The 25,045-nt window shown below is 38.5% G+C and carries 30 protein-coding genes and 3 pseudogenes; 1 reads left to right on the forward strand and 32 read right to left on the reverse strand.

The genetic code is table 11. From position 1 onward, the window contains the following. From H2C83_RS17320 to H2C83_RS06730, 22 genes and pseudogenes are all read right to left on the reverse strand, one after another. Nucleotides 1-180 (reverse strand): hypothetical protein (locus tag H2C83_RS17320; protein ID WP_220184046.1); only part of this gene is annotated, 180 nt, incomplete at its 3' end. Nucleotides 181-194: 14 nt separating this feature from the next. Further along, nucleotides 195-482 carry a transposase gene (locus tag H2C83_RS06635; RefSeq protein WP_181739029.1) on the reverse strand — a complete coding sequence of 96 codons (288 nt, stop codon included), beginning with the start codon at nt 480-482 and terminating at the stop codon, nt 195-197. 148 nt (nt 483-630) lie between these two features. Beyond that, a complete protein-coding gene (locus tag H2C83_RS06640) occupies nt 631-1,185 on the reverse strand; it encodes an imm11 family protein (RefSeq protein ID WP_181739031.1) in 555 nt (184 codons plus the stop codon). Between the two features lie 29 nt (nt 1,186-1,214). Then, nucleotides 1,215-1,928 carry an AHH domain-containing protein gene (locus H2C83_RS06645; protein ID WP_181739033.1) on the reverse strand — a complete coding sequence of 238 codons (714 nt, stop codon included), beginning with the start codon at nt 1,926-1,928 and terminating at the stop codon, nt 1,215-1,217. Beyond that, nucleotides 1,910-2,224 (reverse strand): hypothetical protein, encoded by a 315-nt coding sequence (locus tag H2C83_RS06650; protein ID WP_181739035.1) that lies wholly within the window; start codon nt 2,222-2,224, stop codon nt 1,910-1,912. The genes H2C83_RS06645 and H2C83_RS06650 overlap by 19 nt, the downstream gene beginning before the upstream one ends. Beyond that, the gene (locus H2C83_RS06655) at nt 2,224-2,631 is read right to left on the reverse strand and encodes a hypothetical protein (protein ID WP_181739037.1); all 408 of its coding nucleotides are present in this window, start codon (nt 2,629-2,631) and stop codon (nt 2,224-2,226) included. The genes H2C83_RS06650 and H2C83_RS06655 overlap by 1 nt, the downstream gene beginning before the upstream one ends. 319 nt (nt 2,632-2,950) lie before the next feature. Beyond that, nucleotides 2,951-3,360: pseudogene (locus tag H2C83_RS18720) on the reverse strand (SMI1/KNR4 family protein). A 14-nt stretch (nt 3,361-3,374) separates the two neighbouring features. Next, a pseudogene (locus tag H2C83_RS18490) lies at nt 3,375-3,653 on the reverse strand (HNH endonuclease); the annotation flags it as partial. Nucleotides 3,654-3,782: 129 nt separating this feature from the next. Beyond that, nucleotides 3,783-3,920: a hypothetical protein gene (locus H2C83_RS17330; RefSeq protein WP_220184049.1), complete on the reverse strand. Its 138-nt coding sequence runs from the start codon at nt 3,918-3,920 to the stop codon at nt 3,783-3,785. Nucleotides 3,921-4,009: 89 nt separating this feature from the next. Continuing rightward, nucleotides 4,010-4,402 carry a ribonuclease toxin immunity protein CdiI gene (gene cdiI, locus H2C83_RS06670; protein ID WP_181739043.1) on the reverse strand — a complete coding sequence of 131 codons (393 nt, stop codon included), beginning with the start codon at nt 4,400-4,402 and terminating at the stop codon, nt 4,010-4,012. 14 nt (nt 4,403-4,416) lie between these two features. Further along, nucleotides 4,417-5,952 carry a CdiA family toxin C-terminal domain-containing protein gene (locus tag H2C83_RS06675; protein ID WP_181739045.1) on the reverse strand — a complete coding sequence of 512 codons (1,536 nt, stop codon included), beginning with the start codon at nt 5,950-5,952 and terminating at the stop codon, nt 4,417-4,419. Nucleotides 5,953-6,244: 292 nt separating this feature from the next. Then, nucleotides 6,245-6,619, reverse strand: a complete 375-nt coding sequence (locus H2C83_RS06680; RefSeq protein ID WP_181739047.1) for an immunity 22 family protein — start codon at nt 6,617-6,619, stop codon at nt 6,245-6,247. 20 nt (nt 6,620-6,639) lie between these two features. Next, nucleotides 6,640-7,365 carry a hypothetical protein gene (locus H2C83_RS06685; RefSeq protein WP_181739049.1) on the reverse strand — a complete coding sequence of 242 codons (726 nt, stop codon included), beginning with the start codon at nt 7,363-7,365 and terminating at the stop codon, nt 6,640-6,642. A 163-nt stretch (nt 7,366-7,528) separates the two neighbouring features. Further along, a complete protein-coding gene (gene cdiI, locus H2C83_RS06690; RefSeq protein ID WP_181739051.1) occupies nt 7,529-7,921 on the reverse strand; it encodes a ribonuclease toxin immunity protein CdiI in 393 nt (130 codons plus the stop codon). Between the two features lie 2 nt (nt 7,922-7,923). After that, complete coding sequence (locus tag H2C83_RS06695) at nt 7,924-8,307, reverse strand: CdiA family toxin C-terminal domain-containing protein (protein WP_181739053.1); 384 nt, start codon at nt 8,305-8,307, stop codon at nt 7,924-7,926. A 240-nt stretch (nt 8,308-8,547) separates the two neighbouring features. After that, nucleotides 8,548-9,069 carry a hypothetical protein gene (locus tag H2C83_RS06700; protein WP_181739055.1) on the reverse strand — a complete coding sequence of 174 codons (522 nt, stop codon included), beginning with the start codon at nt 9,067-9,069 and terminating at the stop codon, nt 8,548-8,550. Then, nucleotides 9,011-9,397 carry a hypothetical protein gene (locus tag H2C83_RS06705; protein WP_181739057.1) on the reverse strand — a complete coding sequence of 129 codons (387 nt, stop codon included), beginning with the start codon at nt 9,395-9,397 and terminating at the stop codon, nt 9,011-9,013. Before H2C83_RS06705 ends, H2C83_RS06700 begins: the two co-directional genes overlap by 59 nt. A 140-nt stretch (nt 9,398-9,537) precedes the next feature. Beyond that, nucleotides 9,538-9,783 carry a hypothetical protein gene (locus H2C83_RS06710; protein ID WP_181739059.1) on the reverse strand — a complete coding sequence of 82 codons (246 nt, stop codon included), beginning with the start codon at nt 9,781-9,783 and terminating at the stop codon, nt 9,538-9,540. Between the two features lie 44 nt (nt 9,784-9,827). Continuing rightward, on the reverse strand, nt 9,828-11,288 hold the full coding sequence (locus H2C83_RS06715) for a B12-binding domain-containing radical SAM protein (RefSeq protein WP_181739061.1): 1,461 nt from the start codon (nt 11,286-11,288) through the stop codon (nt 9,828-9,830). 48 nt (nt 11,289-11,336) lie between these two features. Further along, nucleotides 11,337-11,945, reverse strand: a complete 609-nt coding sequence (locus tag H2C83_RS06720) for a hypothetical protein (RefSeq protein WP_181739063.1) — start codon at nt 11,943-11,945, stop codon at nt 11,337-11,339. Between the two features lie 46 nt (nt 11,946-11,991). Beyond that, nucleotides 11,992-13,272 carry an amidohydrolase family protein gene (locus H2C83_RS06725; RefSeq protein WP_181739065.1) on the reverse strand — a complete coding sequence of 427 codons (1,281 nt, stop codon included), beginning with the start codon at nt 13,270-13,272 and terminating at the stop codon, nt 11,992-11,994. Continuing rightward, nucleotides 13,236-13,652, reverse strand: coding sequence for an NUDIX domain-containing protein (locus tag H2C83_RS06730; protein WP_246333790.1), 417 nt, complete (start codon nt 13,650-13,652; stop codon nt 13,236-13,238). The genes H2C83_RS06725 and H2C83_RS06730 overlap by 37 nt, the downstream gene beginning before the upstream one ends. Before the next feature lie 237 nt (nt 13,653-13,889). On the opposite strand from H2C83_RS06730, the gene H2C83_RS18495 reads away from it, so the two are divergent. Then, nucleotides 13,890-14,009, forward strand: coding sequence for an IS66 family transposase zinc-finger binding domain-containing protein (locus tag H2C83_RS18495; RefSeq protein WP_181739069.1), 120 nt, complete (start codon nt 13,890-13,892; stop codon nt 14,007-14,009). A 422-nt stretch (nt 14,010-14,431) separates the two neighbouring features. Here the strand turns inward: H2C83_RS18495 and H2C83_RS18110 are convergent. From H2C83_RS18110 to H2C83_RS06785, 10 genes and pseudogenes are all read right to left on the reverse strand, one after another. Then, nucleotides 14,432-14,875, reverse strand: a pseudogene (locus H2C83_RS18110) (methyltransferase domain-containing protein); the annotation flags it as partial. 206 nt (nt 14,876-15,081) lie between these two features. Then, complete coding sequence (locus H2C83_RS06745; protein WP_181739071.1) at nt 15,082-15,636, reverse strand: hypothetical protein; 555 nt, start codon at nt 15,634-15,636, stop codon at nt 15,082-15,084. Nucleotides 15,637-16,163: 527 nt separating this feature from the next. Further along, nucleotides 16,164-16,754 carry a TetR/AcrR family transcriptional regulator gene (locus H2C83_RS06750; protein WP_181739072.1) on the reverse strand — a complete coding sequence of 197 codons (591 nt, stop codon included), beginning with the start codon at nt 16,752-16,754 and terminating at the stop codon, nt 16,164-16,166. A 52-nt stretch (nt 16,755-16,806) separates the two neighbouring features. Beyond that, a complete protein-coding gene (locus H2C83_RS06755; RefSeq protein WP_181739074.1) occupies nt 16,807-17,838 on the reverse strand; it encodes an alpha/beta fold hydrolase in 1,032 nt (343 codons plus the stop codon). A 738-nt stretch (nt 17,839-18,576) separates the two neighbouring features. Then, on the reverse strand, nt 18,577-19,734 hold the full coding sequence (locus H2C83_RS06760) for an alpha/beta hydrolase family protein (protein WP_181739076.1): 1,158 nt from the start codon (nt 19,732-19,734) through the stop codon (nt 18,577-18,579). Between the two features lie 33 nt (nt 19,735-19,767). Next, nucleotides 19,768-20,997: an alpha/beta hydrolase family protein gene (locus tag H2C83_RS06765; protein WP_181739078.1), complete on the reverse strand. Its 1,230-nt coding sequence runs from the start codon at nt 20,995-20,997 to the stop codon at nt 19,768-19,770. Between the two features lie 68 nt (nt 20,998-21,065). After that, on the reverse strand, nt 21,066-21,689 hold the full coding sequence (locus tag H2C83_RS06770; protein ID WP_181739080.1) for a TetR/AcrR family transcriptional regulator: 624 nt from the start codon (nt 21,687-21,689) through the stop codon (nt 21,066-21,068). Nucleotides 21,690-22,448: 759 nt separating this feature from the next. Continuing rightward, nucleotides 22,449-23,234 (reverse strand): aminoglycoside nucleotidyltransferase ANT(9), encoded by a 786-nt coding sequence (ant(9), locus tag H2C83_RS06775; protein ID WP_181739082.1) that lies wholly within the window; start codon nt 23,232-23,234, stop codon nt 22,449-22,451. A gap of 186 nt (nt 23,235-23,420) precedes the next feature. Continuing rightward, entirely contained in the window at nt 23,421-24,083 is a 663-nt protein-coding gene (locus H2C83_RS06780) for a class I SAM-dependent methyltransferase (protein WP_181739100.1), read from the reverse strand. Nucleotides 24,084-24,293: 210 nt separating this feature from the next. Then, nucleotides 24,294-24,848 carry a hypothetical protein gene (locus H2C83_RS06785; RefSeq protein WP_181739084.1) on the reverse strand — a complete coding sequence of 185 codons (555 nt, stop codon included), beginning with the start codon at nt 24,846-24,848 and terminating at the stop codon, nt 24,294-24,296. Nucleotides 24,849-25,045 lie beyond the last annotated feature (197 nt).

The raw sequence follows: 25,045 nt of genomic DNA on the forward strand, positions 1-25,045 counted from the left end.
TCCATTGGTTGGGAACATTCCACAAAGCTCTTGAATCTTTTGACGAAGCGACGCTTCGTCATTCTGTACACGCTTTTTTGGCGCTTTCTCTTTTATTAGCTCGTATCCATAGGTGCGGTTTATACGAAGGGCCTTCGTAATTTGTGGGATCGAATACCCTTCTTCTACCAAGGTTTGCACGAGCTCTCGAGTGCTTACCTTCGACCCCAATTCGTCTTTTTTCGGAGAATCTCAATTTGCATGGCTTGCTCACCAATCAGAGCCTTAGCTTCTTTTAGCTCTTTTTCCAGTTCACCTTCTTTATTAGATGGACCACTGGACAAGGCAGATAGCCCACCTTGAATAAAGGATTCTCGCCACTTGTAATATTGCGGTTGTAATATTCCGTATTCTCTGCATACAGCAGAGATATTTGCTCCTGGTGTCATTCCGGCTAACACAATCTCCATTTTTTGTTTAGCTGTCCATTTTCTCCTTCCCATTAAAACGACCCCTTTCTTCTTCCTCAATTATAACTTAAACTTTGTCTGGAAGATTATGGGGTCATTATACCAATTCAACCAATGTCGATAAGCAAAACCGAACACTTTAATAAAAACAGTATCTTTTTATTTAATAATTATTACATCCTCAACCTTCCCAAAGAAATTTAAAATCAAAACCTTGTAATCCGCTGTCACAAATCAAAGATAAAAATTCATCAGTAACAAATATAGCAGCTGGATTTTGTGGTATTTTAAATAACAACCTACTAGCAATCTGATTAGGTTTAAAAACATAATTTGTAATCCTTTTTATTCTTCCACTGCTTTTAAACCGGAGCACTTCAGATTTTTCTTCATCTAAAGCATTGATCTGTTCAAGCAAATGAAATGCATAAAAACTACCGCACTCGCTAATAAGTGGCAGAAACTCCCCATAATCTGATAAATGTCTTTTTACATGACTTTTTCCCTTTTCGCTGAATATAAGAACATCCCCTAACATCAACAAGCAATCTGGTAATGGATTTGGATTATCCTTATCTATTTCTGATACTTTTAGCCGGATAGGTTTCCAAATCGGGGTTATTGGTTCTTTATTCCAATAGTGATCATAAACATATGTAAAATATTCAGCATCTTTATTGCTATAATACATCATCGACTTAAATCGATAGTCTGGAGACAATTTATAAACCTTCAATTTTAAACATCCTTTCTTTTATATATTTGTTATTTATATGGAAAAGTACCATTTACAATCTCTTCTTTTATATCACCCAGTATCTCTAAAAACTCTTCACGATCTTTTGCTAATCTCAACCTTTCTTCAAGTTCGGTATAGTATTTTTTTGTATGAATTTCCCGATGGTATATATACCCATCTACGCGCCGCATATGAGGTAACCAAACACCGTTAAATGATTCATTCACATGTTCTATTCCGATTACTTGATCAAATAGTTGACGTACTCTTAAAGCTTCGGGAGTTCTCGCATCATCTGCAGGAATAATATGATGTGCCGCCCATCCCTTTCGAGGCTGAAGTTCACCCGCATTTTCTAAATTAGTTCTTAATTTGCCTACATTTCCCCACTTTCCACCATTCGGTGGTTGTCTTACAGTAATATTATTCCCTGTTTGACTATTCCCTTCAGCCGCAAACTTTTGCAACCACTGGCCAAATGGTGTATCCTCAATGCGTGTTGGAGCGGTCATGGCCGAAGAGTTGCCGCTCTTGACGAGAGATTGTGAGAAGCTTGGGGTCTCCCGGTTATTGATCCATTTGATTATATCATCCGAGTGTTTGCCAAGATATTCTCCGCCGAGAACAACAGTAAACCCGAATATGGCGGCTATAACCGTATTCTTCCAATTGACTTTCCCGGTCTTAAAAAGATCCCACAAGCTTTGATCGACTCCTGCCGTCACACCACCGCCAAACATCTTTGGAAATGCTCTTCCCAGCCAAGGTAACCTGGTCCCAAGCCAACGGCCCACACTGCTGGCAAAAGCTCCTGTACCGACTGCCAAGCCAAACAAGCGGATATGGCTCCTGCAATGTCCCCAAACAACATATCCAGCAACATCTCATCGCCAAATAACTCATTTCCTGAAATCCATGAAAAAAGTCCGCTTATAATCACACCGCCCAGAATACCCACACCAGCTGCCACAGCGATAGCTGCTTCAACGGCAAATCCGATGACAGCGACGATGATGCCAACAATGATTAAAGCCACTACCACAATTCCCTTGTGCTCCAGGATCCAGTTCCAAACAGCCGAAAGGGCATCCACGACAACATCGGCAATCCTGGAAATGATACTTTTAATCTCTTCCCAAAAAGCAGATGCTTTTTCTTTTGTCCAATCCCAGACAGCTGAAGCCTTTTCCTTGGTCCATTTCCATCCTTCCTTGACTGATTCGGTGAGCTTGTCCCAGGTTCCTTTTTCCTTTGCTTGACCTCTGTGTCATTGATCGGCTGTTCTTGTTGCGAACCGGGAGCGTGGTCAAATTGCCCGAAATCTTCATGCACCTCGGGAACATCAAATCCACCGGGGTTAGCATAACCCACGCCACTTGCAAATGCAAATGACCCGGTCAACATGATAAGAAGGGCAAAGAACCAGCGCAGATGCATTTTCACGCCTGTCAAACCTCCTGTAGATCTTTCATTTTTGATCTTCATTTCCCCTTCAACTTTTATGTAACATTCAAATGATAGTAATATACGTTTGGTTTTTCGAAGGAATATTAATTCTTTTATGATTTTTGTCAATATTAAAAGCCATCGCATTTTAAGCGATGATATCTTGCATAAAAAATTATGCTCGCCGAAAGTAATGATACACAGCAGCCAGATAATCATGACCACCCGTAAAACGGGTGAGAGGATTTCCCCTCTGCCTTATTTACACCAATCTTTAACCTTTTTTGAGTAACTCAAGTAGTTCCCCAAACGAATTTCAAATTGGAAAAAGCCCTTTTTCTTTATCAATAGCAGCTTCTTCGTGATCCCATAATACAATTTTCGGCTCTTCTTTTCCTTCCCGATAGTCAAAATATAAGCAATCCCCTGATACCTCATCTACAAAAGGATAAATATGATCTACTAATCGATCTTTGATATGCTCATAAATATGCAAAATATAAAGGCCATATTCAGTTTCAGGATTAAACGAAGCAAAGTCGGATAACACAATATCTCTTCACCGGGCAAGTACAGAACATCAGGAGACACCCTTATTGGATGATACTTTAAAATAATCTCAACATATTTACTAGGAAAACGAATACCCAATTGCTCCTCCACTTTTCTAATATCAGGCAGCCCAACATCTCCATGAGAATATAGCCATTCCAATTGTTTACTCACAAATTATCACCAACTTAATTTATAGAGTTAGGATATTGATCGTCTCCTACTCTCCCACTTATTCGTGCAACATTTCCTCCACCCCATTTATCTCTCCCACCAACATGTCCAATTTGACGATGTAGACTGGATGGAACTAACTGCATTCTACCAAAGGCTTGATGATGATACCAAAGATAACCAATCGGATTTCGGCCACGTCTTAACTCTGCAACATCCCGATCAGTTAATCGCATTTCCTGCTGAAGTTGAGGGTTCGTCTCGATCTTTTTAGCTAATAGTCTATTCAAATACTGAAACTGAGATTCAAACTACCTCTGTCTTTCGCAGACCAATAGTTTCTCGGGAGATTCATATTTGCTATGGCTACTTTACTGAAATCAGGAAATCCATTTTGGTCAAAACAGAGTTATAAAAAACAATCATAAAAAAGACAATGATACTTTGATCGGTACCTCCCCCTCAGCACTTCCAAGCATTTTGGGAAGCGCCTTGCCCAGCCACGGCTTTCCCGGCAATGGAAGCAATGAGTGGAATCCCTGCAACAAAGGATGACCCATTCAAAAACAATAGCTGTGAATTGCTAACAGAGTTATAAAAAACATAAAAAAACAGAGGTGACTTTTTGTCATCTCTGCCCAATAAAATTTTAAATCCCCCAACTCTCCTTGATTTCCTTTAACAAACAGGAGACTTCTTCTTTTTCCTCTGGGTGTTTTTGAATATATTTTTGCCCACGTTGATACACATATGGATAAAATTGTTCAAAATCCATGTAACCAATGGTATCTTCCTCAGCGGCAGGATAATCCATGATCAGGGCAACTTCATTTTCTTTACATCGGTATTTATCCCACTCATCAAAGCTATAATAAAAAAGAATACCAAAATCTTCTATCCCAAAGCCTTTTTTGTTTTTAAATCTGTTTAAACAATTGATGAAATTATAGTTTCCAACAAGGCTAAAATAACAATCTATAAACAATTCTTTCTCTTCAACTGTCTCCATAATTTTATAGTTTTCGTCTTCAGAATTATACATTTATATAGACCTCCTCATTGGGCTACAGGGTAAAAGTTTTTAATTTTACCTTGGTCATTTAAATACCCGGCAAACTTCATGCCATTAGAACTATATCCCTCAACAAATCTCCCGTTCTTTACTCTTCCAGCATCTATTCCTTCTTGCATGGCCTCTTTTCCCCATTGAATTATTTGCTGATCCGAATAAACTTCAGGGTCATACACAGTTTTGGGATAATCAATCTCTTTATATTGACCGGAAGGAACTAATTTCCCACTCTTGTCATAGGTTAGGGTTGGAATCCTGTATTTTATGTCAAATAATCCAGGATAATTTGGATGTTGTTTTTTACTATTAATTAAATGATTGATATTTTCTCCTGCTTTTTCTAACGTTCGAACAAATTCCTTCATATTATGGGCACCAATCACTCCTTTTTTCCTTTTCCCTATTCCATTTCCTTTGATTAAATGATCATCAAAGCCTTCTGCAAATTGTACTGTAATCCGCACAGTGGAACTGCCGACGGTGGTTCCACTTTCTCCGCTCTCAGCAGAAAACTTCTGCAACCACTCTCCAAATGGGGTATCTCCAATCTTCATGGATGCAGTAGTTGCCAAAGAATCCCCACTATTTACGAAAGACTGTGCAAATTCCGGGACATTCCGGTTATTGATCCATTTGATGATGTCATCCGAATGGCTGCCAAGGGTTTCCCCGCCGAAGACGAGGACAAAACCCAAACCTGTGGCGATGGCCGTTCTCACCCAATTGATTTTCCCGTTCCTTAATAGATCCCACAGGCTTTGATCGACTCCTGCTCCTACGCTGCCACCGAATATTTTCGGAAAGATTCTTCCCAGCCAGGGGATCCTGGTACCCAGCCAACGAACCACGCTGCTCCCGGCAGCCCCTGCACCGGCTACCCAACCAAACAGGGCGGAAATTCCTCCTGCGATGCCTCCAACCAGCATATCAAACAACATCTCATCACTAAATAACTCATTTCCTGATATCCATGACAAGAGCCCGCTGATCAGCTCACCCACCAGGATACTTCCACCTATGAACAATGCCAGGGAAGACCCAACGGCAAATCCAATCACAGCGACAATAACACCCACAATACTTAAGATCGCAACCACGATTCCCTTATACTCCAGGATCCAGTCCCATACAGCTGAAAGGGCACCCACTGTCACTTCGGTGATTTTTGAGATAACGTCAACTATCCCATGCCAAACAGCGGAAGCTGTTTCTTTGCTCCAGTTCAAAGCGGCAGACGCTTTGTCTCTTGTCCATTCCCAGGCATCCGCTATGGGTTCGGTGATCCAGTCCCAAAATCCGTTTTCTTCCTTGGCCGGTTGGGTTACGGGTGCTGATTTCTCTGGTTCCGGACTGGGGTTGACCTGATCAAAATGGTCGTTGATCTCCGGAACATCAAAAGTGCCGCCACCGGCATAAACCTGGCCGCTGCTGCCCAATATCCCTGCTCCAACCAGGATGGCAAAAAGAAAAATGATTCCCCGGCGAAATTTCCTTGCAAAAAAGGAAGAAAAGCTTCCCAATTGTTTCTTCCCCTTCCATTGTCCTATTTGTATAAATCTATATTACGTCAAGAGGTAATTGATGGAAAAGGGATTTAATTAAAATTCATAAATTTATTATGTAACTTAAAGCAAAAAACGCCGATCACAAGGCGTTAAATTATAAATAACATTTTTGATTTCTTTAATTCAAAAAATTAATTTTTGTTCCTCATAAGGGCTTAAGGAAAACAAAAGAACTGGGCTGTTAACCTGGTCCTTTACTAAAAGAAAAGCCGTAAGATTACTACTTACTTATTCAAGGCATTCATAACTATTTATATTGTACAGTCCCCAAAAATTGAAACTGACTTGCTCTGGCTATATTTCCAATGTATTGAAAGTCATAAAGCAAAATAACTGAGTTTACTTTCTGATCTAAACGATCACCACAAATATCGATAAACTCCGGAACTATTTTCTCATCATAAGAAAAACCTTCAAGAAGAATGCGTAAGTCATCCAATGATTCACTGTAAAATTCAACTTCTCTAAAATCATCATCATAGTGATCGATACCAAAGTCCTTCTCAAATTGCGAAGGTATTGTATCTCCGTCTTCAGTATAATTACCCGAAACGTATTTTTGAAGTTCTTCATATGAAATGGAGTTGCCAATAAACAACGATACAAATCCTTCTCTCTCCATATCCGCTCTCCCCCTGGAATTTATGGTCTAAGCCCTCTTGGTAAAGATTCAGCTCCACCTTCCAGCCGATAATTAGCCCAGTTTTGAAGACGTCTCTTAAACGTATTATAATCCGATGAGGAATCAATGACCTCTAGTAATTCATTATGAGCCTTCGTAGATCCTTTTCTACCATGTGCTCCTTTTGGATTAACAAACTTCACATCACTTATAGCAGTTCGTAGTTCTTTAATTTGTTCCGCAGTTACACCCCAACGCTTAAAAGTAGGAGCTCGGGAGACTAGTAGCCACTCATGTAAACCACCTGGATGTCTAAGTCTACTTTTAATAGCTTTTCTTAGGTTAGAATCAGCCCATATTTGATCAAATTCATCAGGTGTCAATGAATTAAACCACCTGTTAAATTCACCATTCTTTACACTTGGAACAAATCCAAGATTAACATTACGATTACTACCGGAAGAAAACTTCTGCAACCACTCTCCTAATGGGGTATCTCCAATCTTCATGGATGCCGTAGTTGCCAAGGAATCCCCGCTATTTACGAAAGACTGTGCAAATTCCGGGACATTCCGGTTATTGATCCACTTGATAATGTCATCCGAATGACTGCCAAGGGTTTCCCCGCCGAAGACGAGGACAAATGCCACACCGGCAGCAATAAACGTTTTCTTCCAGCTGAACTGGCCTTTAAGAAAATCAATGATACTTTGATCGGTTCCTGCCATTGCCACACTTCCAAACATTTGGGCAGGGCTTTACCCAGCCAGGGTACTTTTCCCGGCGATGGAAAAACAAGTGGCGTTCCGGCTGCAGAAACCGCTACCCATTCAACAACAATGGCTGTAAATTGCACGGAGTTATAAAAAAGGCAGAGGTGACTTTTTGTCATCTCTGCCAAATAAACTGTTAAATCCCCCAACTCTCCTTGATTTCCTTTAAAAGTCGGGTTACTTCTTCTTTTTTCTCCGGATGCTTCAGGATAAATTTTTGTCCATAGTGATAAACATACGGATAAAATTGTTCAAAATCCATGTAACCAATGGTATCTTCCTCAGCGGCAGGATAATACATTAACAGAGCAACTTCATTTTCTTTACATCGGTATTTTTCCCATTCTTCATAATCCGGATAAAATAAAATCATAATATCCTCAATTCCAAAACCTGTTTTGTTTTTAAATCTGGTTAAAGCAGCTATAAAATTATAATCTCCAATAAGACTAAAATAACAATCTATAAACAATTCTTTTTCTTCAACTGTCTCCATAATTTTATAGTTTTCGTCCTCAGAATTGTACATTTTCACTCCTCCTTGATTACAGGATAAAAGTTTTTTATTTTTCCTTGTCTATCTAGATATCCTGCGAATTTCATTCCATTTGTGCTATATCCTTCAACTAATCTTCCTTTAACTCTATTTGCATTAATTCCTTCTTGCATGGCCTCTTTTCCCCATTGAATCATTTGCTGATCCGAATAAACTTCAGGGTCATACACAGTCTTGGGATAATTTACTATTTTAAACTTACCAGATGGAACCAAGTTTCCACTCTTATCATATGTCAGAGATGGAACTCTATATTCAATATTGTAGAGCCCTGGAAATTTAGAGCTTTGTTTCTTGCTGATAATTAAATTATGAATATCTACCCCCGTTTCTTTTAACGTCCGAACAAATTCCTCCATAATTATGGGCTCCAATTACTCCCTGTTTGCCTTTCCCTATTCCATTTCCTTTGATTAAATGATCATCAAAGCCTTCTGCAAATTGTACTGTAATCCGCACAGTGGAACTGCCGATGGTGGTTCCATGTTCTCCGCTCTCAGAAGCAAACTTCTGCAACCATTGACCCAGTGGGGTATCTCCAATGAACTTTGGAGCAGTAGACGTACCATCAGCAAAGTATTGAGTGGCTGGTGCTATATTTACGTTATTGATCCACTTGATAATATTATCCGAATGGCTGCCAACGTATTTCCCGCCGAAAACAAGGACAAATGCCACACCACCGTTTTCTTCCAGCTGAACTGGCCTTTAAGAAAATCAATAATGCTTTGATCAGTACCTCCACCCACAGCACTAGCAAACATTTTTGGTAAGGCTTTACCCAACCATGGCACCTTCCCGGCAATGGCGGCAACAAACGGGAGTCCTGCAACAAAGGATGATACCCATTTAAAAACGATGGCTGCGATTCCTGAAGCAATTCCCCAGATCAGCATGTCTTCCAGCATCGCTTCACTCATAAACTCATTTCCTGAAAACCAGGAAACGATCCCGCCAAGAATTTCCCCGCCAAAGATTCCAATACCGATTGCTGAAACAAAGCCTCCACCGAAAATAACTGCTGCAATACCAAGTATTGTTAAAGCGACTAAACTAAAGGTTTCATGCTCCAGAATCCAGTCCCATACAGCTGAAAGAGCGTCGACTGTCACTTCGGTCATTTTGGAGAACATATCCACAATTCCATCCCAGAAAGCGGAAGCTGTTTCTTTGCTCCAGTTCAAAGCGGCAGACGCTTTCTCTCTTTGTGATCCAGTCCCAAAACCCGCTATCTTCCTTGGCCGGTTGGGTTACGGGTGCGGGTTTCTGTGGTTCCGGACTGGGGTTGACCTGATCAAAATGGTCATTGATCTCCGGAACGTCAAAAGTGCCGCCACCGGCATAAACCTGGCCGCTGCTGCCCAATATCCCTGTTCCAACCAGGATGGCAAAAAGAAAAATGATTCCCCGGCGAAATTTCCTTGCAAAAAAGGAAGAAAAGCTTCCCAATTTGTTTCTTCCTCCTCCGTCGTCTATTTTTATAAATTTATATTATGTCAAGAGGGGTTTGATGGAAAAGAGGTTTTTATCCAGATCGCGTGTCTCTATGATGATAGAAATGACAAGAGGGGTGAATCCCCGGCCATGATTCAAAGTACACATCTACTTTTATGTACCTGATCTATAACACGATCTACAATCCCAGGATTAAAATCCATTCCTTTCTTTCGAGCTGACATGGAATAACAATGTTTACAACGATACGGACAATCATTCCCCAAAGTCCATCCAATATTTTCAATATCAATCTCACATTCATCAAGCTCTTTATTTTCAATTGGACCCACATTCCTTTTATAATGTTCCAAAGGGTCTACAATCGGTTTCTTCCCCATCAAGTGACCACTCCCTTGATAAAATACTTTTGTCCCTGCGATTACTATACAAATAATCTTAAATCATCAAACAACTCTTTAGTGATGATGTCGGTTTCTTTTAAAGTCCCCTCTTCACAACGTTTAATTAATTGTTCCAACATTTTTGTATCCTGTATCATAAATTCATGATACTTCTTCCAAGTCTTATCAGTTGGCGGTTCATTTGGAGCCATTAATGTTTCAACGACAGCATAATAATCTCTCATGTTTTGGGCGCAATAATAATCGAAGTATTTCTTGATCAAAAACACTTCTGGATGTTTATAACTATACGAAACATAGGGGAATGAATTGATGTCTCCTGTAACCAATCCCAAATCAACTAATCTTTGTAGTATGGGATCAGTAGAGCGTAACCACAGGTGAGAATTAATGCGGTGAAAGACACAAAAAGTCATGTGTTCCTTAATAAATTCAAGGTTTAACTTCAACCCATCAATATCTAAAATTGGATCAAAAGTAATGAAGTTCATTAATGGCGTTATTCCATATTTTTTAAGAACTCTAGCTGCCCGTTTAGAATCTGCAACAGTTAACCTTTTGTTAAATAACACAAGTGAATCTTCGTGAGCAGATTCTCCACCTATAGCTACTACGTTTGTTCCCATTTCTTTTAAGAGCTTTACACGTGACTCCGTAAGGTCATTTGGCCTAGCCGAGAGTCGAAAGATTAAATCTATGCCCAGCTTTTTTATTTCTGCAACTAGATCAACTAGAAATTGGTCATTTTTATCGGTAATTCTAAAGAAATTGTCATCAACAATCTTAAAAGAATTCTTTTGATACAGCTGGATTAATGCTTTAATCTCACTCATCAGATGATCTACTGAACGAACTGATTGCGCTGATCCAGTGTTATTTCGATAAAAAGTAGGAATGCTACAAAACGTACATGCTGCATAACAGCCTTTACTTGTTACCAGACTTAAGGGTTCATCTTTCAGCTTCTCTGGAGGTAAATAACGAGTTTGATAAGGTAGGATATCTAAGTTTCGAATTCGTGGGCGAGGGATAAATGGGGTATTTCGTTTCAAAACGCCTGGGATATTACTAGAGGGAGATACGGTATATTCATATAAAGAACATTCTCCTTCTCCAACGACAACTGCATCAAGCCAGAGGTACTCCCTTAATAAATACTCTTTATGAAAAGTTGCAAAATGACCACCCACAATAATAAGAACATCAGGAAAATTATTCTTAATCCTTTCACCAAGCGTAATTAACTCATTTACTGATGTAACAAAGGGAGAAAAGCCAACAATCATACGTGGATGACGATCAATTCTCTGTTTAAGTAACAACCAACACTCTTCAATATCGATATTATTTGCATAAGCATCAATAATGGCTACATCAATCCCTTTTGAAAAAAGATACGCATGTAAAGATGCTATTCCACTATGCTCGGCAGGCTTTCTCAAAGATGAGGTTGGCAGATTAACCAATGTGACTGAATACATAAAACGTTACCTCCTCTGTTTATTGAATATTTGCTTATTCACAATCAGTTAAGGGAGAATCTGATTAATAATGGAGGTCACATCATAATTTTTACTCGTGTCAATTTTAATTAGCCCTTGCCTCTCAGATAATGCTTCATCGTATTTTATTTGCATCATGGAAATAAGCTCTGGTTGATTTAGATACATTGAGTGAATATTTGAATTAGGCTTAGCCATTAAGCGTTTAAAAATTTCCCAAGTTGGACAATAACAAAAAATGATTGAATCAGGCGGTGGCAACACATTCAATGAAAGAAAGTGATCAAATACTTCTTTTATTGAATAGTCCTGACCATCAATAATTCCTAGACATTCGTTATATACCCAAATAGAATCAATATATCGGTCTTGGAGAATGATGAAATCATTTTCTAAATAAGGTTTTATGACATTGTAGTAATCCTGCAATAAATCGGAGATATAATAAATTGTTCTCTTTAGAATAGGATAATTACTAGCTATCTCTTTGAATGATCTTCCTATTTTGCTATAAGTGAAAGCTCCATGATTGTAGATACATGGAATTCCCTTGTTTTTCAATTCCGAAATTATTTTATTTGATAAAGTCGTTTTGCCGCTTCCACATATTCCTTCTAATACAATGAGCTTCCCCATAATATCCTCACCCCCATTCAAAAGTTTGCTTGTATTGACCTATCACTTATTTCAACTGGGTTAGAATATTTATAGTTAATGGTTGTTTAGGTTTGTACAAACAAGGGATTTCTGTTTTTTTGGCTTTTATTTTATACCCTTTAATATATAGAGTTAAGAGTTTCTGTTCTTGAAATACAAGCCAATGAAGAATTTCTTCTACTGAATCAGGTGTCTCTGCTTGGAAAACACAAAAATCAGCATTAAACCCCACATCTAACTTACCATTTGAATCCTCTATTCCTAATACTTGTGCTGCCCAATAGGTAACCGAAGCCCATAACTTCCACTCTTCAATATCAGAAAACATTCCTTTCATTAACCTCATATGCTGAAATAAATCTGCGGTTATTCCAGTAGCCAGTCCATCTGTTCCCAAGCACCATTTGATCCCTTCACTTTCCAATACATTCGGGTTTAAACACTTTGTCCCCAATCGTTGATTTGATACAGGGCATAGTACAAGTTTAGAACCCATACCTGAGATCACCTTTAATTCTTCTAAGGAGCAATATCCTCCATGTACCAAGATAGTGTTGTCATCTAGCATCCCATATTGATAGAGGATATCAATATCGGGCTTACCCCATTTATCTATTACTTTTCTTCTTGTTTCAATCGTTTCAGCAATATGAATTGTTAAAAAACTCGAGGCGTAAGATAAACATTTACGTGCGAGTTCCAATGTAGATGGTCTATTCGAATATAGAGAATGAAGGAAAATTCCGGGTCGATGACCTAAAATTATTGTATTTTCTACAAATTGAGCATACTTCTCAAAACCATTAATTAAGAAGGAATTTAACTTTTTTGACTCCATTAATGGATAACCCGAAAAAGCCATTAACCCATGTTTCTGTGCAATCTCACCACTTCTTGCAGCACAAAAAACACTTGTCCCATATCTTATCATCTCATTTACTGTAACATGAGCAGAGTGAATCCATGCATCTTCTTTCATACCATCTAGTTGATTATTCCAACGTTCAGCCAGCATTAAATATTGTTCTAAACTCCATCTACCTTTCAATCCTTGAAAAAGAGTCTCACCTAAATGAACATGTGCATTAATGAGACTAGGTGTTACTAAACTCCCTTTTAAATCAATCACTACATCGTATCCTGTAGAATCTTGATCAAAACTCTTAATCTTTCCATTTTGAACCTTGCAATGCCCCTGAAAAATAGAGAGTTTTTGTTCTGATCCAAGTAAAAATTTACCGTTTAAAAACCCAATGGTTTTATTACCGACTACGTCAAAGCCTTCGCAACAGCTCTTGTAATCCAACTTGGCATTGTCGATATCAGATCATCTCCCAATCCTACCCATTGATAACCATCATGCTCAGGGCTTAGTCGAATTGTTTGATTGTTGTAATGCGCTTTATACAGGAGAATATGCAGTTGTACTCCATCAGGTCGCATGACAGACCAAGCTGTTTTTAATTCAAATTGATCACAGAAAACTCCCGTTTCTTCTTCAAGTTCGCGTTTCAGAGCTGCCTCAATTTCTTCACCATACTTAACACGCCCTCCAGGTAAATCGTAACTACTTTTCGATGCATCTCCCTTCATTTCTTCTGGCGTTTTCTCAAGAATTAAAACCTGATTATCATCTTTTACTAAAGCACATTTTGCTGCAACTGCGATATTCTTTTCCATTTTCATCACTTCCTAATCATCCTTATTAGACCTTGTGATATAGAACGTACATAATAATCATTATTTTCCGCTGTGTAAATACTAGTGGGAATTTTGTACAATAAAAGTAGGGGAAGGTAACCAACATCCCCTATCAATTAGTGTGAGAATGCGAAAGAAAACTGTGAAAAATATTGAAGAATCTTGTGGCGCACTTCCATCGCCTGAAGTATGCACTGAGCACCGAAATTCATTGGGAAAAAAGTGATTCTCGCCAAAGTGAAGGTAATCAGGTACGTTCGTCATGTCTATGCCTGTCGACACTGTAAACGACAGCAACCAACTTGTTGCCAAGCAACTCCCTCCACAATTTTTAATGCCTGAATCGCTTCCTCCGGTATTTTTTGTTGCTCCAACCGGTCATCCATACAAACTCTTCCGGAATAATTGTTTTTGAAATCTCTTAGACAGTAATTCCAACAGCCGCGATTGCTCCGGTTGTACTCCTCCCAGACTTCATGGAGAAGCATCACATTCTCCTTTCCAGCTCTAAAAACATCCTTTTTCTGTTTTATCTTCCAATCTCATTTATTTATAAAGATAGACATACAAGCTTATGCCTTCTTTTCTGATCTTGTAGTCTTTAAAATATGATTCTCTTATTAATTGCTCAAACCCTTCTTTTGTGTATGCACCTTGTTTCAGAAAATTTTTAAATGAAAATTTCACAAAATATTTGTCAAACCCTTTCATTCCTGTCTTTTTGATTTCATTTTCTATATCTTCTGCGCTTGCCTCATGATTCATGTCGATGATAAGGGATATTCCGCCCTGTTTAAGCACTCTGTACATTTCATTCAATGCTTTCACGGGTTCTTTGAAATTTTTAAATGCTGCACTGCATACAATAAAATCGAAAAAGTTATCGTCACAAGTAATTTTGATGCATTGCCTTCTTTAAAATCAACCGACACATTTGCTTCCTTTGCGTTGGCTTTTTCAATTTTTACAAAATCCGGACTGATCTCGACACCTGTTACATTAAAACCTTTCCTTGCAAGCTCGATTGCCAAATAACCCGGCCCAGGCGCAACTTCCAAAATATTTGCGTTTTTACCAACATGCGCTGCAACTTCATCGGCATATTCCCGCATTTCCGCAAGCCTGCTTTTACGGGAATTTCTGTCATACCATTTTGCTGCCAAGCCATAAATGCCAACATCTTTCTTTTTCCTCATATCTTTCATCATATTTTTCACTATCACATCTCACCTACCTCTTATTTTCAACAAAAGACAGACCTGTCCAAAGCAATTCTTGTACGGGTTAAGAATGCTGTTGACAGGGTTGTTACATTGAATAAATTAAATTAAAAATCATACCAAAATCCAAAAACCTGGCGATTATGTGCGCGTTTTTATCATCTATTTCAACCAGGCGGCGTGTATCTTCTTTATTATGCTGCCTTCTCGTTTTTACTGTTGTAGTGTTTCAAATCACCCACATATACAATTTCCCCGCCTATATTAAGCAAATTCTGCGGGCGGACAAGCTCACGTGGTCTTTTCAGGTCACAGATGCCACTCTCAAACAAGATATGGTATACAAACTCGGAACAAAAGAAACTGTAATCATTCCTGAAATTTCTATGGAACAGATTGCCGAAAAGACCTAAATAATTGTATTTATACATATGGCTGTCAAGCAGAAAATTTACAATCAGATCAAATGCTCTCGCGTATTGTTCCGTGGTTACATCAATTGCGAATATAACTCCCGGCAGGGTGGGAGCGTTTTTATAAACACCCTCGTCAAGCCTTTCGCGCTTGAAACATCCTACAAAAGGGTTGCCCGGTCTACGTCTGCCGAAGCTGAACATATAGTTTAATTCTTTGTCGAATGCCAGTGCAGCATGAGTATATTCGTCCCCTTTGAAATAGTGTATCAGCCGGGACAGTACGGTTGTGCTCCGTATGAGGACAACATAAATCTTTCTTGAAGACACCATCATCACTCTCCATTCACAAGCAATTCAAATCCAGCCTCTTAAATACGGTGCTGCCTATGGCGCTAATAATCCACACCACCACCAAGAAGTAAGTGTTGTGAGGAAGAAAGTCGCTGAAAAATCTGTACTGAGGTAAGTGGGCCGTTCTAATCACTGGATGACTGTATTTATATATGTACTGTATTTATATATGTGTAGAATGTTTGTTCAAGTACAAATAAGTATGACTTGATCACGTAACTTTATCTTTGTTAAAACAACTCTCGTTTTAATCCTAAGTATTCCGTCTACTCCCTATAATTCTTTAGAACCTCCTGGTTCAGAAGGAGTTCCTATGGCTTTAAAAATTGTGATCAAATCTGTTGTGGAATTGATGTTCATAAGACTTTTGTCGTTGCTTGCATCGCTTCCACTAACAAAAAAAGTATTACCACCAACAAAAGTTTCTCTACTTTAACACAAGGGTTAAAGGAATTGTTACAGTAGCTGCTTGACAATAACTGCAAGGATGTAGATGTATATCTCTTGACTTATTTTGATAAAAACCTCATTAACATCTCCACTGTTGGCATCGCATACTGTTCTTCCCATACGTCTTGCATAATTAAACTGTTTATGATGTACAAATACCATGATAGTATCTTTTGAGGGTCACCTTTTACGAATTCTCCTAATTCCTGCCCTTTAACAAAAATAGGTATAAGTTGATCGATTAAAGCGTTGTCAAAATGTTGTTTTAGCATCTGCCTGGATTTCCCAGGAATATCTTTATCTCTTTGAGCCTTCAAAATAAGCATGAAGGCATACTTGTTATTCCTATCAAGCATACCTTCTGTTAATACCTTGATTTGCTCAAAAGGAGTTCCAGGTAGATTATTAATTTCTCTAAAGTTATTATTGGCATGCTCTATTAATTCTTCTATTATTTCAGAATATAGCTCATCCTTAGACCTGAAATACTTATAAATCAGACCTTCACTAATTCCAGCATTTGAAGCTATCATACTTGTCTTTGTTCCAGCAAACCCTTCCTGTGCAAATACTTTTAGTGCTGCTTGCTTAATTTGCTGTTTTCGCTCAACACGTATTTGTTCTAACTGTTCCTTATTTAATGGGGACAATTTATTTTCCTCCAATTATTATATTTTTCATTCTATTGTATCATTAAGATAATTAATTAGTATTACACCATGGCATTACCCGTTTATTTAATTCTTCAAGAAATTGATTGGGTCTAGCAAAACAAGCCAGGTGTCCCGCTTGCTTTATTAGTACAAACTCCTTGTGTGGAGCATCAATTTCATTAAAGTATGCCTTGGCAGTTTCAGTTGGTGTTAATATATCTGTGTCTCCTTGAAAAACAAAAAATGGCAAATCGAATTTCATACCAACTTCTCGTATATCAAATGTCCTTAATTCATCAAATAAGTAATTTAAAGAATAATCCATTCCTTTAAATATATTAATTAAATCACGTATTTTATGATCAGGTGAAGAAATCATATAAGGAAATATTAGATCCATAATCATATTAGGAACTTTGTCAATAGATTTAATAATATGTTTATTGAGTTCATCATAATCTTTACGACTCCATTTCGAAAAATCTGGACCCATCTTCTCAATCAGTTGAACTCCCTTAGTATCTCCAACTTCTTTTAAGGTATTAAGCTGTAGTTGATATGAGATGAATTTGGGATCTGGAGCATTTTGGTCAGTACCAACATACGCAAAAAACAGGTCTGGCCTTTCCTTTATCATTATTGTGCTAATCAAACTTCCTAATGAACTTCCAATAAGAATTATTTTTGGATGCCCTAATCTTTTACATATATAATCAGTCACCTCTATCCCATCTTGAGCAAGTCTTTTAAAGCTGATGAGTCCACTACCTCTTTCTTTGTTCTTGCCAAAAGTCTTTCCTGCTCCACGTTGATCCCAATGTACAATAGTAAAATATTTTTCCCATGAACGTAATAAAGGGCTAAAGATGGTATATGTAGAAGCTGGCCCTCCATGAATAAACAATAAAGCTGGATTATTAAAATCTTCTCCACGAATTGAAATCCATTGTTCAATACCTCCTATATTAACATATTGATTCTCAACGATTTTATTAGAAGTATTAATCTCAAGTTTCTTTTTATTTTTTAATTGATTATATTTACGAAAAATTATATCTGATAGAATATTTTTTTTGCTCATTTGTATCCTCCTTTTTATAATAACCTAGTGAGTGAGCGGCTCACTCATAATGAGTATAGTGAAATAATTAAAAGTTGTCAACTACTATTTTTATGAATCATCTAAAAGACTTCCTTCTGGTAAACAAAAACGCAAGGAGCAATTATGAAAAGAATCATGAAAATATAAAATGAATATCAGCAGAATCATGGAGCTCCTAAAATCACAAAGATACAACCAAAACTGAATTAAAAACTATTGGCACCCAGTAATGTATTGCAGATGGGGTGTTTCACAATCTAAGTGAACAAAGCACTACTGGGTAGCCATTCAGATGAATGCCCATTTTCAGACATTTAAGAATATATCAACTACAATCCTGGCGAATATCACTGGCACAGACTCAGAGTCTTCCAGTTACTATCGAGCATATCAAAGCTCATGATACCTATCAACTAAACGGAAGGCAAAAAGCAGTTCTCTAGTCTCAACCTACAACGCTTTTTTACCGGGGCTAATTAAAAGGTAAAAATATAAGGTTTCCAGCAATCGGTTATTATTATCGATAGTCTGAAAACCTTTGATTTAAGCCCTTTCCAGGCTTATTGTCTATCATTTGCCTGACATCAAGACAACCGTCTCCAGATGGGTTGAGTTGATGGAATTGATGTCTGTGGTCTATTTTTAGCAACTGTTCATGGAGACAAACCGAGCAAACTATTTACACGAAATATTTTATAGCCTCACGATTCATGTGACTCATTCAGAACTCTTTCTATTTATCCAATCAATAATATAGTTCAATGTAAGTCCTATATTGCCGACCTGACAATGATTTGAGGCATGGTCTTCTTTTGTAAAAATACGTCCTTCAACGCTTCTGGCATTTACAAGGGCTTTGAACTGTCGATCGTACATCCTTACCGGTATGATGTGATCATCAGCTCCGGCCAAAAGAAGCACATCCTGCGACACCCTGCTTGAGATATCTTTTGTGCACCTGTATCTTTTCAGGGTTTTCAGATAATCAAATGGTGTTTCGGCTCCAAACGTATACATCATCTGGTCATAAATCCATTTTTCCATTTCTTTTCCCCGCATTTGCCTGCGGGCTATGCAATTTATGATTGGTTTTGCATTAATTGATACTAGAGCGTTAATTATGTAATATTTCAGCATTCCGTTTCTACCCATAACACACTCGAAAAAATCATATACCACATCCCATGCGATAACTCGCCTGATTCTCTTCTCGAATGCGGCAGCACGCAAGGCAAAATAACCGCCAAGGGAAATGCCAACAAGCGTTACGTTATCAAGGCCAAAATAATCAAGCACTGCTTTCGTTGGTTTTTCCCACTCATGGGTCATCTTGATGTTATACTTCTGCAATGGTTCACCCTGCCCAGGTCCTTCAAACATAATAACTTCAAACCCTTCATCAATAAGTCCCCTGACAGAAAGGTAGAATTCTTCGACAAATGAATCGCCGCCGCCATGAACAACCACCGTTCCTGTTTTTGATCTGTCAGGTTTGACCCGTATAGCTTTCAGAAAACCGCCCGGATATTCAATTTTATGACGTTCGATCATATCGGCTTCCAATGCTTTATAAAAAAGCTGTATAAACTGATCGAACAGCCGCTTTTTTTCAGCGCTGTCCCCAAAACAGAAAAACTCAGCAAAACGACAATAAAATGATGCGTTCAGGACCCGTCCTTCAGCCAGAGCTTTTTCGGCCAAAACGGTCATAATATCTTTGACATCCGCATATGTTTTTATATTCTGAGCCGCTTCCATCATTTCATCCATGGGGCACTGGTTGACCAGTGCCCGGTTGAACTGAAAATTGAGGCCTACATCATCATGGAAATGAAAATAACCCACAGGAATTTTTGTTTTAAGTTTACTTGTCATATCAGCCGCCTCCATATAGACAAATTGATAGATTCAGGCAAATACTTCATCAAGCCAATCAAATAACAGAGCGCTTAAAAGTCCTGTATTTTCTCCCAGACAATGTGTTCCTCCGCCATCTTCAAACGGAGCTATAATCATTTTTTTGTTTGGATTCGGCAAAGCCTTCATATAATAATCTTCCATAGCCCTGGTCGCCGGGTTAAGGTATTCTCCATTACTACATATGTTCAGTGCAGGGCAGGTAATTAATGAAGGATCAAACACAAAATCGCGTGTCTTTTCCAGTAATCCCGGGATGTTATCCATTGAAACGCCATGTCTCCATGCCAAGATCTGAAACATTCTGATATTAAAAGGTGACATTTTTATACCGGCAGACGCCGCTTTCTGATTTTGGATAGCCATCTCACCCATAATTTTCCCGATATCCGTTACTGCGCAATTTGATATGCATGCTTTAATCCTTTTATCATAAGCTGATGCACGAGTCACGTAGTATCCGCCTCCGCTTATTCCATATACGGCAATCCGATCCTTATCCACTTCCGGCTTGTTCAGGATAAAATCGATAATCGCCCCGATAGGTTTCTCCGTATCCGGTCTGAAGAATTGGCCATCCAGAGGCAAGATACCCTGCCCAGGTATGTCAACTGTGATAAAGTTATATCCTCGACTCAATGCAGACGGCGCGATATGGAAATAAAGATCAATGAAAAAGGTCTCTGCTCCTCCTATTGCAATAATAGTTTTCATTTTGCTTTGACTTTTTGAAGCCCTGATATAACATCCGGGAAGGTACGTATTTTCAAAAGGTATCATGACCATCTCAAATTGAGGTTCGAACATGGTTCCAGCCTTTGAAAAACATGCCAGCGATTTTTTATATAGCCTTACAAACTCAGTTTTTTGCGGCGGCAACGCAGTAAGCGCGGCACGATAATAGCAGGCTGCTTTTTGATAGAATTCCCGGGCACTTACCAAATGACTGCCAGATTCTGCAGCTTCTGCCCGCTTCTCAACTCTTTCCGCTATTTTCGGCCACTCGGAAGCCCAGCTGTCCGGATTGTAATCCTCGATCTGAGCAGCGGTATAAAAAATTTCGCCTATATCTCCGCCACCGTTCCGAATAGCACCCAGCATCCACTGGAATGCAAAATCCATGCTGTTGTCGTCGAATCTTATCTTGTAGAATTGTCTGTGCGGATCGATCACCTTTTCAGTTTCTTCCAGAAGCTTGTTAATCCTTTCATTTTTCTCCATTTAGGGACCTCCTTAAACTATTATTATTTTATTATACTAACTACTTAGTTAATTTGGATTAAAAAAAATTACTTCGGCAAATGTGCAGCTAAATGCGTTTTCCTAAATGCCTTATAAAAATATTCGCATAGTTCTTTTTCGCTGATATGATAATATGACTCCCATTGATCCTCAAATAAAGCGAAGCATATAAACGGCATCAATCCGGTAAAAAATTCCATCACAAGCATTTCCTTCTTATCTTCGGGATAATCGAGCCCTTTCAATTCACATGCTTTACGGATGCTTTCGACCTCAGCATTAATTATCAGGTTCCCTAATTCCATAACAACTGAAATACTTGATGACTCTTTGACTGATTCAGCAATGGCAACTTTTAAGATCTTTCTTTTTTCCATTATAAAGCGGATATACACATCAAAGAGAGCTTTATAATTATCTTCGTTAAGAACATCCGAAGTTTTCTCCACGCTTTCTACCAGCATTCGCTTGGCATCTTCCACAAGGCTGGAGAACAATGTCTCAAGTATTTCATCTTTGCTCTCAAAATAATAGTAAATCAGAGCTTTGTTTACACCTGCTTCTTTAGCTATATCATCAACCCGGGCCTTATCAAAACCAACCTCGGAGAATAATCTCTCAGCTGTTGATAAAATCCTTGCCTTAGTTTCCACTGGATCTCGTTTATTCACAAAGCACCTCCAATGAATCTAACTAACTATATAGTTAATTATATATGAACAATGCATACCTGTAAAGAATTGTTTTTTATTCTCTTAACATACAAAGGCAAATTTCTGCGTTCCTTGAACATGAAAATGCACCAGCATCTCATGCGTACCATATCCTGTGTAATTACATAGAGTGCGCACTGGTTTTCACACGCAGTATAGACTTCAACTTAGAAAGTATCATCAATTTATCTAAAAAATATGATGGGTTTTCTGACCCGAACTGAATATTACAAAATGATATTTTACAACTATTTTGTATCTTCAACCCCTGAAAAAAGGCAGTTATCTAATCTGGTAAATCAACTATTAACTTTTGGGACGGTTGATATGTTCCCTCAAGCAACAAAAATAAGGGTTTCCTGACATTGCCACATCCGGCAGATCGGCCTCGGGAAAAACTAAATGTCTGGAAACCCTTTATTTACAAGCTTTTCAGTTTTTTATTTCTCAACTCGTGACATCAATGTCACGCACTCAAAATGCCCCGTTTACGGGAACACTCAACGACTGTACATCCTGACCTATTCCCAACTCGTCACCAAATTTAATAGTTAAATGTTTCGCTCTAATTGATAGTAATAGAAATATGGACAACACAGGCATGGTAATCATAGATAACCTAAGCTGTTAACAATAATTTCTATGTAATTTGCCTCCCAGACTGGATAAATGTAAATGTATGTTATGTTTGCATTGCACTGATTTTTTATGTGATGTTCAGAACTCAAGGCAAGACTCTGTCGACTTTTTCATTTGATTAACGAGTGCTTTCACTTCGTGATCCAGTCCTTCCCATTTATCAATACACTCTCCCCGATACGCCTTTCTGGCCAAGTCAAGTAATTTCGCATGTTCTTCGGGTAATCGGGGTATAGCCCATTCTGCTGCCACATCTTTTGGAGAAATTTCGCCAGTAGCCGCTGTCAGCCACATTCGGGCCAGGGTTAAAATGGCGTTCCGTTCGTCACCTTTGATCTCCTCTATTAGTCCTGGCAAAGATTCCTTAATCGCTCTTTGAATATCTGTCTCCGGCACAGGTTCAAGTATCTCTGAGGCATCAGGACCATAAAGCGATATGCTATTTTTTCTTGCTTTGGCAAAAATAATTGCCAAATCAGGGTCACAAGCTGGTTCCTCAATTTGTCCTTTCTCAAACTTGTCCCTGAGCCACTCGCCATAGGTTAATTCTTTTTTTGGCGGATATTGCCAAGGTACAACATCTCCATGATATACAACCGTGACTTCAAGTGGCCGCACAGAATCTGTATTTCCCATCTTTCCAGATACAATCATTAGTCTTTTAATAAGATTTCTTCGCGTTACTTCAGGCAAATGATGATTTACAACCACCAGTAAATCTATATCACTTTTAATCCGTAATCCGCCCATAACGGCAGAACCATACAGATATACAGCAACCACCTTACTGCCAAGCAACTCCTCCACAATTTTTAATGCCTGAATCGCTTCCTTTGGTATTTTTTTGTTACTCCAATCGGTCATCCACTACAAACCCCTCTCGAATAATAGCTTTTGAAATCTCTTATACGGTAATTCTCACGGCCTTCCCCAGTTATACTCCTCTGCTACAAAACCTGACTGCATTCAAATTTACTGCATGAAAAAGCATCACATCCTCATTTCCAGCTTTGAAAACATACTTTTTCTATCTTCTTTATCCAATTATATTTATTTATAAAGATAAACATATAAGCTTATGCCTTCTTGTTTGATTTCATACTCTTTAAAATGGGTTTCTTTTATTAATTTCTCAAACCCTGATTTTGTATAAGCACCTTGTTTCAGGAAAGTTTTAAATGCAAATTTGACAAAGTATTTGTCAAACCCTTTCATTCCTGTCTTTTTGATTTCATTTTCCATATCTTCTGCTGTTGATTCATAATTCATGTCAATTATAAGAGATGTTCCACCTTGTTTAAGCACTCTGTACATTTCATTCAAAGCTTGCACAGGGTCTTTGAAATTTTTAAATGCTGCACTGCATACAATAAAATCGAAAAAGTTATCGTCACAAGGTAATTTTGATGCATTACCTTCTTTAAAATCAACCGACACATTTGCTTCCTTTGCGTTGGCTTTTTCAATTTTTACAAAATCCGGACTGATCTCGACACCTGTTACATTAAAACCTTTCCTTGCAAGCTCGATTGCCAAATAACCCGGCCCAGGCGCAACTTCCAAAATATTTGCGTTTTTACCAACATGCGCTGCAACTTCATCGGCATATTCCCGCATTTCCGCAAGCCTGCTTTTACGGGAATTTCTGTCATACCATTTTGCTGCCAAGCCATAAATGCCGACATCTTTCTTTTTCCTTATATCTTTCATCATATTTTTCACTATCACATTTCACCTTCCTCTTATTTTCAACAAAAGACAGACCTGTCCAAAGCAATTCTTGTACGGGTTAAGAATGCTGTTGACAGAGTTGTTACATTGAATAAATTAAATTAAAAATCATACCAAAATCCAAAAACCTGTCGATTATGTGCGCGTTTTTATCATCTATTTCAACCAGGCGGCGTACATCTTTCTTCTTTATTATGCTGCCTTCTCGTTTTTGCTGTTGTAGTGTTTCAAATCACCCACATATACAATTTCCCCGCTTATATTAAGCAAATTCTGCGGGCGGACAAGCTCACGTGGTCTTTTCAGGTCACAGATGCCACTCTCAAACAAGATATGGTATACAAACTCGGAACAAAAGAAACTGTAATCATTCCTGAAATTTCTATGAAACAGATTGCCGATAAGCCCTAAATAATTGTATTTATACATATGGCTGTCAAGCAGAAAATTTACAATCAAATCAAATGCCCTCGCGTATTGTTCCGTGGTTACATCAATTGCGAATATAACTCCCGGCAGGGTGGGAGCGTTTTTATAAACACCCTCGTCAAGCCTTTCGCGCTTGAAACATCCTACAAAAGGGTTACCCGGTCTACGTCTGCCGAAACTGAACATATAGTTTAATTCCTTGTCGAATGACAGCGCCGCATGAGTATATTTGTCCCCTTTGAAATAGTGTATCAGCCGGGACAGTATGGTTGTGCTCCGTATGAGGACAACATAAATCTTTCTTGAAGACACCATCATCACTCTCCATTCACAAGCAATTCAAATCCAGCCTCTTAAATACGGTGCTGCCTATGGCGCTAATAATGCACACCACCACTGCGGAAGCAAGTTGTTGTGAGGAAGAAAGTCGCTGAAAAATCTGTTACTGAGGAGTTATCTGTCCCATATAAACCGTCTTCATATAGAAGCTGGCAACAGTCGGCATGAAACTTGCA

The sequence above is a fragment of the Thermoactinomyces mirandus genome (genome assembly GCF_013868055.1).
GTDB lineage: Bacteria > Bacillota > Bacilli > Thermoactinomycetales > Thermoactinomycetaceae > Thermoactinomyces > Thermoactinomyces mirandus.

Coding starts and splice junctions, on each gene's coding strand:
- H2C83_RS06780 (WP_181739100.1), bottom strand. CDS start 24,083: ATGATGAAAGATATAAGGAAAAAGAAAGATGTCGGCATTTATGGCTTG.
- cdiI (WP_181739043.1), bottom strand. CDS start 4,402: ATGTATAATTCTGAAGACGAAAACTATAAAATTATGGAGACAGTTGAA.
- H2C83_RS06685 (WP_181739049.1), bottom strand. CDS start 7,365: ATGTTTGGAAGTGTGGCAATGGCAGGAACCGATCAAAGTATCATTGAT.
- H2C83_RS06695 (WP_181739053.1), bottom strand. CDS start 8,307: ATGGAGGAATTTGTTCGGACGTTAAAAGAAACGGGGGTAGATATTCAT.
- cdiI (WP_181739051.1), bottom strand. CDS start 7,921: ATGTACAATTCTGAGGACGAAAACTATAAAATTATGGAGACAGTTGAA.
- H2C83_RS17330 (WP_220184049.1), bottom strand. CDS start 3,920: ATGGGTCATCCTTTGTTGCAGGGATTCCACTCATTGCTTCCATTGCCG.
- H2C83_RS06755 (WP_181739074.1), bottom strand. CDS start 17,838: ATGAGCAAAAAAAATATTCTATCAGATATAATTTTTCGTAAATATAAT.
- H2C83_RS06715 (WP_181739061.1), bottom strand. CDS start 11,288: ATGTATTCAGTCACATTGGTTAATCTGCCAACCTCATCTTTGAGAAAG.
- H2C83_RS06635 (WP_181739029.1), bottom strand. CDS start 482: ATGGGAAGGAGAAAATGGACAGCTAAACAAAAAATGGAGATTGTGTTA.
- H2C83_RS06645 (WP_181739033.1), bottom strand. CDS start 1,928: ATGTTTGGCGGTGGTGTGACGGCAGGAGTCGATCAAAGCTTGTGGGAT.
- H2C83_RS06700 (WP_181739055.1), bottom strand. CDS start 9,069: ATGACCGAAGTGACAGTCGACGCTCTTTCAGCTGTATGGGACTGGATT.
- H2C83_RS06760 (WP_181739076.1), bottom strand. CDS start 19,734: ATGACAAGTAAACTTAAAACAAAAATTCCTGTGGGTTATTTTCATTTC.
- H2C83_RS06745 (WP_181739071.1), bottom strand. CDS start 15,636: ATGATGGTGTCTTCAAGAAAGATTTATGTTGTCCTCATACGGAGCACA.
- H2C83_RS06710 (WP_181739059.1), bottom strand. CDS start 9,783: ATGGGGAAGAAACCGATTGTAGACCCTTTGGAACATTATAAAAGGAAT.
- H2C83_RS06730 (WP_246333790.1), bottom strand. CDS start 13,652: ATGAAAATGGAAAAGAATATCGCAGTTGCAGCAAAATGTGCTTTAGTA.
- H2C83_RS06785 (WP_181739084.1), bottom strand. CDS start 24,848: ATGATGGTGTCTTCAAGAAAGATTTATGTTGTCCTCATACGGAGCACA.
- H2C83_RS06720 (WP_181739063.1), bottom strand. CDS start 11,945: ATGGGGAAGCTCATTGTATTAGAAGGAATATGTGGAAGCGGCAAAACG.
- H2C83_RS06765 (WP_181739078.1), bottom strand. CDS start 20,997: ATGGAGAAAAATGAAAGGATTAACAAGCTTCTGGAAGAAACTGAAAAG.
- H2C83_RS06680 (WP_181739047.1), bottom strand. CDS start 6,619: ATGGAGAGAGAAGGATTTGTATCGTTGTTTATTGGCAACTCCATTTCA.